The sequence below is a fragment of the Roseateles sp. 22389 genome, assembly GCF_052044995.1.
Lineage (GTDB): Bacteria > Pseudomonadota > Gammaproteobacteria > Burkholderiales > Burkholderiaceae_C > Roseateles.
In genome coordinates, this window is record NZ_JBQEOF010000002.1 from 233,013 (window position 1) to 244,708 (window position 11,696).

The 11,696-nt window shown below is 70.4% G+C and carries 9 protein-coding genes and 1 tRNA gene; 4 read left to right on the forward strand and 6 right to left on the reverse strand.

The genetic code is table 11. The annotated features are described in order from the left end of the window. Positions 1-114: 114 nt before the first annotated feature. From ACTJKJ_RS04095 to ACTJKJ_RS04105, 3 genes are all read left to right on the forward strand, one after another. A complete protein-coding gene (locus ACTJKJ_RS04095) occupies positions 115-1,500 on the forward strand; it encodes an amidase (RefSeq protein ID WP_440819666.1) in 1,386 nt (461 codons plus the stop codon). Then, on the forward strand, positions 1,461-2,666 hold the full coding sequence (locus tag ACTJKJ_RS04100; RefSeq protein WP_440819667.1) for an FAD-dependent oxidoreductase: 1,206 nt from the start codon (positions 1,461-1,463) through the stop codon (positions 2,664-2,666). The genes ACTJKJ_RS04095 and ACTJKJ_RS04100 overlap by 40 nt, the downstream gene beginning before the upstream one ends. A 75-nt stretch (positions 2,667-2,741) precedes the next feature. Continuing rightward, complete coding sequence (locus tag ACTJKJ_RS04105) at positions 2,742-4,268, forward strand: NAD(P)H-hydrate dehydratase (RefSeq protein ID WP_440819668.1); 1,527 nt, start codon at positions 2,742-2,744, stop codon at positions 4,266-4,268. 74 nt (positions 4,269-4,342) lie between these two features. On the opposite strand, the gene rnr is transcribed toward ACTJKJ_RS04105, so the two are convergent. Further along, positions 4,343-6,793: a ribonuclease R gene (gene rnr / locus ACTJKJ_RS04110; protein WP_440819761.1), complete on the reverse strand. Its 2,451-nt coding sequence runs from the start codon at positions 6,791-6,793 to the stop codon at positions 4,343-4,345. Positions 6,794-6,910: 117 nt separating this feature from the next. Here rnr and ACTJKJ_RS04115 point away from each other — a divergent pair. After that, positions 6,911-6,995: transfer RNA gene (locus ACTJKJ_RS04115), tRNA-Leu, on the forward strand. A 218-nt stretch (positions 6,996-7,213) separates the two neighbouring features. Here ACTJKJ_RS04115 and ACTJKJ_RS04120 read toward each other — a convergent pair. The 5 genes from ACTJKJ_RS04120 to hflC form a co-directional block, all read right to left on the reverse strand. After that, a complete protein-coding gene (locus ACTJKJ_RS04120) occupies positions 7,214-7,735 on the reverse strand; it encodes a phosphoribosyltransferase (RefSeq protein WP_091722945.1) in 522 nt (173 codons plus the stop codon). Between the two features lie 71 nt (positions 7,736-7,806). Further along, the gene (locus tag ACTJKJ_RS04125; protein WP_440819669.1) at positions 7,807-9,144 is read right to left on the reverse strand and encodes an adenylosuccinate synthase; all 1,338 of its coding nucleotides are present in this window, start codon (positions 9,142-9,144) and stop codon (positions 7,807-7,809) included. A 53-nt stretch (positions 9,145-9,197) separates the two neighbouring features. Then, complete coding sequence (locus ACTJKJ_RS04130; RefSeq protein WP_297385867.1) at positions 9,198-10,361, reverse strand: ATP phosphoribosyltransferase regulatory subunit; 1,164 nt, start codon at positions 10,359-10,361, stop codon at positions 9,198-9,200. 165 nt (positions 10,362-10,526) lie between these two features. After that, entirely contained in the window at positions 10,527-10,712 is a 186-nt protein-coding gene (locus ACTJKJ_RS04135; RefSeq protein ID WP_099861754.1) for a DUF2065 domain-containing protein, read from the reverse strand. Between the two features lie 73 nt (positions 10,713-10,785). Next, on the reverse strand, positions 10,786-11,682 hold the full coding sequence (hflC, locus tag ACTJKJ_RS04140) for a protease modulator HflC (protein ID WP_091722930.1): 897 nt from the start codon (positions 11,680-11,682) through the stop codon (positions 10,786-10,788). Between the last annotated feature and the right edge of the window lie 14 nt (positions 11,683-11,696).

Sequence of the window (11,696 nt, forward strand, 5' to 3'; positions counted from 1 at the left end):
TGCGACGTGCGACAAGGACTTGAGTCCTCCGCCTGCACGCCGCGTTCCCGCCGGATTCCAGCCCCCTTGGCTGGGTCGTCCGGCAAAAACCCGAAGAGTATAACCCGTTTTGGCATGCCGATCGACTTGACCGACGCGCTGGCGTCCCTGCGCGAGGGCCGCCAGTCGGCCGCCGCCCTGCTCGCCACCAACCTGGCCCGCGCCGACGCCCCGGCCTGCGAGCAGGTCTTCCTGCGACGCTTCGACGCGGAAGCGCGCGCCGCCGCCCAGGCCTGCGACGCGGCGGCCGCCCGTGGCGAGCCTCGCCCGCCGCTGGGCGGCCTGGCGGTCTCGGTGAAGGACTTGTTCGACGTCGCCGGCGTGCCGACCACCGCAGCCTCCGCCGCGATGGACGGCGCCCCGCCCGCCACCCGCGACGCCCCGGCCGTGGCGCGGCTGCGCGCTGCCGGGGCGGCGCTGGTCGGGCACACCAATCTGAGCGAATTCGCCTTCTCCGGCGTCGGCATCAATCCGCACCACGGCACGCCCCGCAATCCGGTGACACACGCCATCGACGGCCTGGACCGCATCCCCGGCGGCTCGACCTCCGGCGGCGCGGTCAGCGTCGCGGCGGGCGCGGCGTGGGCCGCGCTCGGCTCGGACACCGGCGGCTCGCTGCGCATCCCGGCCGCGCTGCAGGGCCTGGTGGGCTTCAAGGGCACGGCGCGGCGGGTGCCGCTGGGCGGCTGCGTGCCGCTGTCCCCGTCGCTGGACACGGCCGGCGCGATCACGCGCTCGGTGAGGGACGCGGCGCTGCTGGATGCGGTGCTGAGCGGCGCTGCGCTCGAGATCGACGCGCGCCCGCTGTCGGCCTGGCGATTCGCGATCACGCCGACCTTCATGCAGGACGAGCTGGAGCCAGCGGTCGCGAGCGCCTTCGAGCGCGCCCTGGCGACGCTGCGATCGGCCGGCGCGCGCATCGAGGAACGCGCGCTGCCCGCCCTGCCCCGTGTGGCGGAACTGCAAACCCAGGGCGGCATCACCGCCGCCGAGGCCTGGGCATGGCACCATGCGCGCCTCGCCGAACGCGGCGACCGCTATGACCCGCGCGTCGCGCTGCGCATCCGCCGCGGCGCGTCGATCGCGCCCGACGCCTACCAGGCGCTGCTCGATGCGCGCCAGCGCTGGATCCACGACATGACGGCCTCGATGCAGGGCATCGATGTCTTCCTCAGCCCCACCGTTCCCCTGCAAGCCCCGGAGATCGCCCCCTTGCTGCACAGCGACGACCTGTTCTTTGCCACCAACGCGCGCCTGCTGCGCAACACCGCCGTCGTGAACCTGCTCGACGGCTGCGCGATCTCGGTCCCGTGCGAGCGCCCCGGCGAGCTGCCGGTCGGCCTGATGCTGTGGGCGCCGGNCCGCCGTGCTCGGCGCGGCCGCGCGCGTCGAGGCGGCCCTGGCGGCGGGAGCGCGCTGAGATGCGGATCGCCATCATCGGCGCCGGCCTGGCCGGCGTGACCAGCGCCTACGAACTCGCGCTGCAAGGGCACGAGGTCCAGGTCTTCGAGCGCGACACCAGCGTCGCGACCGGCGCGAGCTTCGCACCGCCGGGGCTCATCGCGCCGGGCCTGATGGCTGCGCGGGCGAACGCGCCGCTGCGCTGGCGCGGCAAGCCGGGCCAGATCGGCTGGCGCTTCGCCCACTGGCGCGCCGGTCGTGCGCGCGGCGCGCAGGCGATGCCCGAGGCGCTGCACGCGCTGGCGCTGCGTGGCCAGGCGGTGATGGCGGTGTGGCGGCGCGAACTCCAGATGGAGGTCGAGCGCGAGGCCGGCGTGCTGCTGCTGTGGCGCAGCGCCAAGGACTACAAGGCCGCGGCGGCGCTGCTCGCCCGGCTGCAGGAGCGGCAGGTGCCGCACCGCGAGCTCGATGCCGAGGGATGCCGCGCGCAGGAGCCGGGGCTCAACGCCGAAACACCGCTGCACGGCGGCATCCTGCTGACGCAGGACGAGGCCGCCAACGCGCGCCAGTTCAGCCAGGCGCTGCGGGTGGAGGCGCAGCGCCTGGGCGTGCGCTGGCACTTCAACACCGACGTGCTGCGCATCGAGCCGGGCAGCTCGCCCGCGGTGCATGTCGCGGCCGGCGAGCCGGTGCGCGTGGACGCGGTGCTGGTGTGCGCGGGCAAGGGCGCGGCGCCGCTGCTCGCGGCCCAGGGCCTGAAGCTGCCCTGGGGGACGGTCCACACCCACACGATCACGGCGCCGCTGCGGCAGCTGGAAGCGCACCCGGACCTGGGGCCGCGCGCCACCGTGGTCGACATGAGCCTCGGCGTCAGCCTCACCCGGCTGGGGCAGCGCGTGCGCGTGGGCGGCGCCAACGAGCTCGGCGGCGCCTCGTCGCAGCCCGACGGCCAGTCGATGGGCGCGTTGCACCAGGCGGCGCATGACTGGTTCCCCGGCGCGCTGCTGGCCGGCGGGCAGCAGCGCTGGAAGACCGCGCGGCTGCTGCTGCCGGACGAGCTGCCGCTGATCGGCGAATCCGGCCTGCCCGGCGTCTGGCTCAACATCGGCCACGGCGAGCATGGCTGGACCATGGCCGGCGCCGCGGCGCAATTGATCTCGGCCCGGCTGGCGAAGCAGGACCCGGGCATCGACGCCGCGCTGCTGGAGCCCGGCCGGCTGCGCTGACCATCGACGCGGAGGCGTCTGGCGGCGCCCCGCCTCGCCAGGCTCCGCGGGGCCCGAAGCGCTAGAGTCGGCGCCATGCGGCCCATCCTCCCCCTCTCCCTCGCGCAGCCCTTGCACGATGCGGCGTCGAGTCGACGCATCGAGTCAGCCGCGCTCTCGCGCCACCCGCCTCACACGCTGATCGAAAGAGCCGGCCTGGCGGTCGCCCGACTCGCACTGGCGCTGCGACCGCTCGGCCGCCACGCCGTCGTCATCGCCGGCCCCGGCAACAACGGCGGCGACGGTCTCATCGCGGCCCGGCATCTCGCGGCGCGCGGATGGCGCGTCGACCTGCGCCTGGTCGGCACCGAACCGGCGCCGGGCACCGATGCGGCCCATGCGCTCGACGCCGCGCGCGCCGCCGGCCTGGCAACGCTCACCGACCTTGCCACGCTGCCGGACGATACCGACCTAGTCATCGATGCCCTCCTCGGCCTTGGCGCGAACCGCGCGCCCGACGGCGCGTTCGTCGATGCGATCCAGGCCATCGCCGCCTTGCGCGCTGCCGGCGCCCTGGTGCTTGCCGTGGACCTGCCGAGCGTGCTCGACGTGCGCACGGGCCAGCCGCTGGGCGCTCATGGGGTCGAGGCCGACCACACGCTGACCTTCCTGACGCTCAAGACCGGGCTGTTCACCGGCGAAGGGCGCACGCTCGCCGGGCGCCTGTGGTTCGATGACCTCGGCGAGGCACCGGCCGGGGACGCCATCGCGGAGGCGCCCGCCACGCTCTTCGGCCGTGAGCGCATCGCGCGCTGGCAGCGCGATTTCCGCCGGTCGGCCTCGAGCCACAAGGGGCGGCATGGCGACGTGGTCGTGCTCGGCGGGGCGCCGACGATGCGCGGTGCCGCGTGGCTCGCGGCCACGTCCGCGCTCGCGGCCGGCGCCGGGCGTGTCTACGCCGCGCTGCCCGATGACGACGGCCTGGCCTGGCCGGCGCGGCCGGAGCTGATGCATTGGGACTTCGCGCGCTGGAGCGCTCCCGCCGAGGCCTGGCGGGACGTCGTCGCGGTGTGCGGCTGCGGCGGCGGGACGGCGATCGCGCCGGCGCTCTCGACCGTGCTGCATGGCGCGCGGCGCGTCGTGCTCGATGCCGACGCGCTCAACCTCGTGGCCGGCGATGAATCGCTGCAGACCGCGCTGCGCCGCCGCGCCGCCCATGGCTGGTCGACCGTCCTGACGCCCCATCCGCTGGAAGCCGCCCGCCTGCTCGGACTGGCGTCAGCCGCCGACGTGCAGGCCGACCGGCTCGCGGCCGCCGCGCAGCTCGCTCAGCGCTTCGGCGCGACGGTGGTGCTGAAGGGCTCGGGCAGCGTCGTCGCTTCGGCGGCGCAGCCCTTGTCGATCAACAGTACCGGCTCGTCGGCGCTGGCGACGGCGGGCAGCGGCGATGTGTTGGCCGGTTGGATCGGCGGCATGTGGGCGCAGTCGCCGGAGGTCTCGCCACACGATCTCGCCACGACCGCGGTGGCCTGGCACGGCGCCGCCGCGGAAGGCCACGCCGGCCCGATGCTCGCCGCGGACCTCGTGGCCGCGATGGCCGCGCTGCACGCCCGGGCCGCGTAGCCGCGCGCTCACAACGACGAAGGCCTGGCAATGCCAGGCCTCGTGTCGTCCCGCTCGAAGCGGGTGGTCTTCCGTCAGGCGCCTCGCTTGCGACGCGTCGTCTTGGCCGCGGGGGCGCCGCTGCCCTTCACGGCGACCGACTTCGCCGCGCCGCGCGCCGTGCGCTTGGCCGCCTTGACGGGATGCGCCGACGCGCCCTTGGTCGCGCGTTCCGACTTGCGGCGCTCGGCCTTCAACACGCGGTCGGCCTGCTCGATGCGCTCGAGCGCATCGACGGCCGTGGGCGGGTCCGGCGGCGGCAGCGGCATGGGCTCGACCGTCGCGGCGGGCGCGGCCGCGGCTTCACGCCGGGCGCGCTGCTCGGCGCGCTTGTCCTGCTTGCGCGCCGGCCCCTTGCCGTCGCCCCGCTTGTCGCCGAACTTGTCGCGGTGGGCGCCGCGCAGCAGGCGGTGCTCGTCCTGCTCGCGCACCAGGCGGAAGTCGATCTTGCGGCCGTCCAGGTCGACGCGGCTGACCTGCACCTGCACGCGCGCGCCGGTGGCATAACGGATGCCGGTGCGCTCGCCCCGCAGTTCCTGGCGGACCTCGTCGAAGCGGAAGTACTCGCCACCGAGCTCGGTGATGTGGATCAGGCCCTCGACGTACATCGCGTCGAGCTGCACGAACAGGCCGAAGCTCGTCACCGCGCTGACGGTGCCGGCGAACTCCTCGCCCAGGTGGTCGCGCATGTAGCGGCACTTCAGCCAGGCCTCGACATCGCGGGAGGCCTCGTCGGCGCGGCGCTCGTTGGCGCTGCAGTGCGCGCCGACCACCTCCCAGCGCTCGAGCTCGGTCGATGCCAGGCCCGGGTTCGGGATCTTCGGCGCGGCCTTGCCCGGTCGCTTGGGCAGCGGGTTGGCCGCTTCCATCTTGTGCGCGTCCAGGGCGTATTTCTTCGTCCCGAGCAGGGCCTTGATCACGCGGTGCACCAGCAGGTCCGGATAACGCCGGATCGGGCTGGTGAAGTGCGTGTAGGCCTGGTACGCGAGCCCGAAGTGGCCCGAGTTGAACGGCGTGTAGATCGCCTGCTGCATCGAGCGCAGCAGCATCGTGTGGATCTGCTGGGCGTCCGGACGGTCCTTGGTCGCCTGGGCGATCGCCTGGAATTCGCCCGGCGTGGGATCGTCGCTGATGCCCATGCCGATTCCCAGCGCGCGCAGGTAGGCCTGCAGCGTGCCGCGCTTCTCCGGCGTCGGGCCCTCGTGGACGCGATACAGCGACGCGTGCTTGCCGCCGGCGATGAAGTCGGCCGCGCAGACGTTGGCGGCGAGCATCGCCTCCTCGATCAGCCGGTGCGCCTCGTTGCGGGTGCGCGGCACGATCTTCTCGATGCGGCCGTTGTCGTCGCAGACGATCTGGGTCTCGGTGGTCTCGAAGTCCACCGCGCCGCGCTTGGCCCGCTGCGACAGCAGCGCGCGGTAGACCTCGTGCAGGTGCAGCAGGTGCGGCACCAGCGCCTGGCGCTTGTGGGCCTCGGGGCCGTGGGTGTTGCCCAGGATCGCCGCCACCTCGGTGTAGGTGAAGCGCGCATGCGAGTTGATGACCGCGGGATAGAACTGGTAGGCGTGCAGTTCGCCGGCCTCGGTGACCAGCATGTCGCAGACCATGGACAGGCGGTCCTGCTCCGGGTTCAGCGAGCACAGCCCGTTGGAGAGCTTCTCCGGCAGCATGGGGATCACGCGGCGCGGGAAGTAGACCGAGGTCGCACGCTCATAGGCGTCGCGGTCCAGCGGCTCGCCGGGCTTGACGTAATGGCTGACGTCGGCGATTGCCACCAGCAGGCGCCAGCCCTTGAAGGCGGTCTTGCCTCTGCCCTGCTTGTGGGGTTCGCAATAGACGGCGTCGTCGAAGTCGCGCGCGTCCTCGCCGTCGATGGTCACCAGCGCCACGTCGCGCAGGTCGATGCGGTGCTTCATGTCGACCGCGCGGACGCGGTCGGGCAGCTTCGCGGCCTGCTGCAGCGTGTCGGCGCTGAAGGCGTGCGGGACCTCGTACTTGCGCACGGCGATCTCGATCTCCATGCCGGGGTCGTCGATCTCGCCCAGCACCTCGGTGACCCGGCCGACCGGCTGCGAGTACAGCGACGGTGGTTCGGTCAGCTCGACCGCGACGATCTGGCCGGCGGTGGCGTTGGCGATCGCGTTCTTCGGGACCAGGATGTCCTGGCCATAACGCTTGTCTTCGGGCGCGACGAGCCAGATGCCCGACTCCAGCAGCAGCCGGCCGATGATGGGCTTCTTGCGGCGCTCCAGGATCTCCAGCACGCGACCTTCGGGGCGGTTGCGCTTGTCGAAGCGCACAACGCGCACCCGCAGACGGTCGCCGTGCATCACGGCGTGCATTTCCTGCGAGGAGAGGTAAACGTCGGGCTGGCCGTCGTCGGGCATCAGGAATCCGTGCCCGTCCCGGTGACCTTGCACCGTGCCTTCGATCTCCCCCATCAGCGGATGGCTCTGGGGGCTTGCGTTCTTGAAGTTTTTGATAATAGAATCCTTGTCTTTCCTGAAACGCAGAAGCCGTTTGGCGTTTCGAAGAAACTGAAGGCTCAAGAATACTTCAAAGTCGCTTGATCCGAGTTTTTCGAGAAGTTGGCTTTTGACCTTGCCCAGGTGGCGGAATTGGTAGACGCACTAGTTTCAGGTACTAGCGGGTAACTCCGTGGAGGTTCGAGTCCTCTCCTGGGCACCAATTCTGAAAAGCCGGCCACGAGCCGGCTTTTCTCATTCTTCCGCCCAGGAAGTGATGTCCGGTGGACATCACGGGAGGACTCGAATGGTTTGGACCGTTGGTCCAAACCGGGGTCGCGCAAAGCGTGACCGAGTCCTCTCCTGCGGTGGCAGCGAGCGCGGCGCCCTTGCGGCAACCCCCAAACAAAAAGGGCTGACATCCGTCAGCCCTTGCTTCATTCAGATCGCGAATTTCTTCGCCAGCGCATCTGGCCGCAGCGCGTCGTAATCCTCGAACGGCTGATGGATCCACGGGCTGGTTTCCAGCATCTCGACGTAATAGTCGGGCGTGTACTCCGACACGCTCTTCGTCCAGATCACCGCCGAGCGCAGCTCGCTGATGGCCGGCATGCCCCGCAGCCGCTCCACGACCGCCTTCAGCGTCACGCCCGAATCCGCCAGATCATCTACCAGCAGCACTCTCCCGGCCAGTTCACCCTTGGGCATGGTGATGTACTTGGCGATATCCAACCGCCCCTGGATCGTCCCCGCCTCGGCCCGATAAGAGCTGGTCGACATGATGCCCAGCGGCTTGTCGAACACCCGCGACAGCACATCCCCCGGACGCATGCCACCACGCGCCAGGCACAGGATCTGGTCGAACTCCCAGCCGGAGGCGTGCACCTTCAGCGCCAGGCGTTCGATCAGCAAATGGTATTCATCCCAGGACACGTACAGATGTTTGCCGTCGTCGGTCAGCATGGGGGAGGCTCCTCAGCGAAGAATGGATCAGGTCTGGATAAGACGGAATACAACAGGGCTCGAGCGATCGCTCAACCCTGGAACGGGTGCTGCAGCAGGATGGTGTGCTCGCGGTCGGGGCCGGTGGACACCATGGCGATCGGCGCGCCGATCACCGCTTCCACGCGCTTCAGGTAGTTGCGCGCGTTCTCCGGCAGTTGCTCCCAGCGGGTGATGCCGAAGGTCGATTCGGTCCAGCCGGGGAAGACTTCGTAGATGGGCTTGCACGCGGCGATCTCGTCGGCATCCAGGGGCAGGATGTCGATCTGGCGACCGTCGAGCTCATAGCCCACGCACATGTTGATCTCGGCCAGGCCGTCCAGCACGTCCAGCTTCGTCAGGCACAGGCCGCTGATGCCGTTGATGATGATCGAGCGCTTCAGCGCGGCGGCATCGATCCAGCCGCAGCGGCGCGCACGGCCGGTGACCGTGCCGCGCTCCTGGCCGACCGTCGACAGGTGGTGGCCCACCGTGCCGGGCGTTTCCCAGTCCAGCTCGGTCGGGAACGGGCCCGAGCCGACGCGGGTCGCGTAGGCCTTCGTGATGCCCAGCATGTAATGCAGCATCTGCGGCCCCACGCCCGCGCCCGCGGCGGCGTTGCCGGCGACGCAGTTGCTCGAGGTGACATACGGATAGGTGCCGTGGTCGATGTCCAGCAGCGTGCCCTGCGCGCCTTCGAACAGGATGTTGTCGCCGCGCAGATGCGCCTTGTGCAGCATGTAGCCGACGTCGGCCATCATCGGCTTGACCTGCTCGGCCAGCGCCATCGCATGGTCGAAGATCGGCTGGAACTCCAGCGCCTTCGCGTTCAGATAGCCGGTCAGCGCGACGTTGTGCAGGTCGATCAGTTCCTTGAGCTTCTTGGCGAAGCGCTCCGGATGCTTCAGGTCCTGCACGCGCAGCGCGCGGCGGGCGACCTTGTCCTCGTAGGCGGGGCCGATGCCCTTGCCGGTCGTGCCGATCTTGCCGCTGCCGCTGCTTTCACGCAGCGCCTCGCGGGCGCGGTCGACCTCGACGTGGAAGGGCAGGATCAGCGGGCAGGACTCGCTGATGTACAGGCGCGAACGCACTTCGACGCCAGCCTTCTCCAGGCGCTCGATCTCCGACAGCAGGTGGGTCGGATCCAGCACCACGCCGTTGCCGATGTAGCAGGCGACGCCGTCGCGCATGATGCCCGAGGGGATCAGCTGCAGCGCCGTCTTCACGCCCTTGATGACCAGCGTGTGGCCGGCGTTGTGACCGCCCTGGAAGCGCACCACGCCCTGGGCGTGATCGGTCAGCCAGTCGACGACCTTGCCCTTGCCTTCGTCACCCCACTGGGTGCCGACGACCACCACGTTGCGGCCGCGCGCGATCTCACTGCTTTGCATGACGTTCTTCCGATGAATTGAGGTTGAGGGGGTGGAGGGGCGGATCGCGTCGCTCAGAGCGATCGCAGCACCCATTGACCGCCGGCCTGCACCAGCTCGCGGTCGCATTCGAACTCGTCGTTCTCCTGGTCGTGGCCCGGCAGCACGCAGACCACGGTTTCGCCCTGCTCGCGCAGGCGACGCACGGCCGCGCGCAGATCGGGATCCTCGCCCCAGGGGGCACGCACCGCGGCCCGCAGCGAGGTGGCGGGAATCAGCCCCACCAGCGTCTTCAGGTCCAGGCTGAAGCCGACCGCCGGACGGCGACGGCCGAAGACCGCACCCACCTCGTCGTAGCGGCCGCCGCGCAGGACGGCATCGGTGCCGCCCACCGCATACAGCGCGAAACGCACGCCGCTGTAGTAGCCGAAGCCCGGCAGGTCGGCGAGGTCCACGCCGATGCGCACGTCGGGATACGCCGCGCGCAGGTGATGGATCAGCCACTCGAGGTCGTCCAGCGCGGCGGTGACCAGCGCGTTGGCCGGCAGCGCGCGGCGCGCGTCGGCCAGCACCTCGACACCGCCGTACAGGCGCAGCAGCGTCTGCAGCGCGGTGACGACGTCGTCCGGGAGCTCCTGGGAGAACGCCGCCACGCCGGCCGCGTCCTTGGCGGCCATCGCAGCCACCAGCGCATTCAGGCGGTCCTCGCTCAAGGCGTGATCGCCCAGCACGCCACGCACCAGGCGCGCGTCGCCGAGGTCCAGCACCAGCTGCGTCAGGCCGGCGCGCTGCATCGCGTCGATGGCCAGTTCCTGCGCCTCCAGGTCGGCCTCGAGCCCGGCATGGCCGTAGATCTCGACGCCGAACTGCAGCGGTTCACGCGTCGCGGTCAGGCCTTCGGCGCGGGTGTGCAGCACCGGACCGCAGTAGCACAACCGCGTCACGCCGGCGCGGTTCAGCAGGTGGGCATCGATGCGGGCGACCTGCGGCGTGGTGTCGGCGCGCAGGCCCAGGCTGCGACCGGAGAGCTGGTCGACGAGCTTGAAGGTCTTGAGGTCCAGCGCCTGACCGGTGCCGGAAAGCAGCGAGTCGAGATGCTCCAGCATCGGAGGCATCACCAGCTCGCAACCGTAGGTCCGCGCCATGTCCAGCAACTCGCGGCGCAGTTCTTCGATGCGGCGGGCCTGGGAGGGCAGGACGTCAGCAATGTGCTCGGGCAGCAGCCAAGCAGAGGCCATGGACGTTCAGGGAGGGGGTTAAAAACGGCATTGTACCGGGGTCGCGGCGAACCTCGGCCGCCGAGCCCCTCACGCGAGGGCCTGACGCGGATTCGCCAACGATTCACCGAGCCTTCGCGTGACAGGCTGCCCACCCGGGCAGCTCGGGCGCCCCCGGGAAGCGCGTCAGAGCAGCAACAGCAGCAGCGCGCCGCAGACGAGACTGGCCAGCCCGAGGAACCTCAACTGCCCATCGCTCATCGCCAACAGCCGGGCGAACAGCTGCCGCCAGGCGCCGGGATTGAGGAACGGCATCAGCCCTTCCATGATCAGCAGCAGCGCCAGCGCCGCCAGCCACTTGTCGCCGCTCATGACGGGACCGCCCTCCCCGGCTGTCGCCGGTCAGCTCGATGGCGAACGGGCGGGCCGACTGGCCCGCCCGGGATCACTTCTTCGGGGCCGCCGCCGGCGCGCCCGGGCCGCCGGTGCGCATCGTGTTGAAGAACTGGCTCGACGGGTCCAGCACCATCACGTCGCCCTTGCCCTTGAACGAGCGCTGGTACGCATCCAGCGAGCGATAGAACTGCGCGAACTGGGGATCGCGACCGAAGGATTCCGAGTACAGCGCCGATGCCTTGGCATCGCCCTCGCCCATGATCTTCTGCGCGTCGCGGTAGGCCTCGGCGGTGATGATCTCGCGCTGCTTGTCGGCATCGGCCTTGATCTTCTCGCCCTCGGCCGCGCCGGTCGAACGCAGTTCGTTGGCGACGCGGGCGCGTTCCGACTTCATGCGGTTGTAGACCGACTCGGTGATGTTGGCGGCGAAGTCGACCCGCTTGACCCGCACATCGACGATCTCGATGCCGAACTGCTTGGCTTCTTCCTCGAGGCGCTTGCGCACGTCCTGCATGACCTTCTCGCGCTCGGTGGCCAGCACCGCGCGCACGGTGCGCTTGGTCACTTCCTCGTTGAGCGCGGCCTGCACGATCGGGCTCAGGCGGGTTTCCAGGTTGCGCAGCTGCGTGCCGCTGTTGCGGATGTACTGGCGCGAGTCGACGATGCGCCACTTCACCAGCCAGTCGATGACCAGGCTCTTCTTCTCGGCGGTGAAGATGGGGCGCGGATCGGCCGCGTCCAGCGTCTGCACGCGGCGGTCCAGGAAGACCACGTTCTGCAGCGGCGGCGGCAGCTTGAACTTCAGGCCGGGCTCGGTGATCACTTCCTTGATCTCGCCCAGCGAATAGACGACCGCGAACTGGCGCTGGTCGACGACGAACAGCGTCGAGCTGGCGATCATGAACAGGATCAGCAGGCCGACGACGACGGAGACGATGCGATTCATTGTTGTGGGCTCCC

Bases quoted from the DNA above. Each gene is read 5' to 3' on its own strand.
- ACTJKJ_RS04120 (WP_091722945.1), bottom strand. From the start codon at position 7,735: ATGCTGACCGACGACGGCAAACATCTGTACGTGTCCTGGGATGAATAC.
- ACTJKJ_RS04105 (WP_440819668.1), top strand. From the start codon at position 2,742: ATGCGGCCCATCCTCCCCCTCTCCCTCGCGCAGCCCTTGCACGATGCG.
- ACTJKJ_RS04125 (WP_440819669.1), bottom strand. From the start codon at position 9,144: ATGCAAAGCAGTGAGATCGCGCGCGGCCGCAACGTGGTGGTCGTCGGC.
- ACTJKJ_RS04130 (WP_297385867.1), bottom strand. From the start codon at position 10,361: ATGGCCTCTGCTTGGCTGCTGCCCGAGCACATTGCTGACGTCCTGCCC.
- hflC (WP_091722930.1), bottom strand. From the start codon at position 11,682: ATGAATCGCATCGTCTCCGTCGTCGTCGGCCTGCTGATCCTGTTCATG.
- ACTJKJ_RS04100 (WP_440819667.1), top strand. From the start codon at position 1,461: ATGCGGATCGCCATCATCGGCGCCGGCCTGGCCGGCGTGACCAGCGCC.
- ACTJKJ_RS04135 (WP_099861754.1), bottom strand. From the start codon at position 10,712: ATGAGCGGCGACAAGTGGCTGGCGGCGCTGGCGCTGCTGCTGATCATG.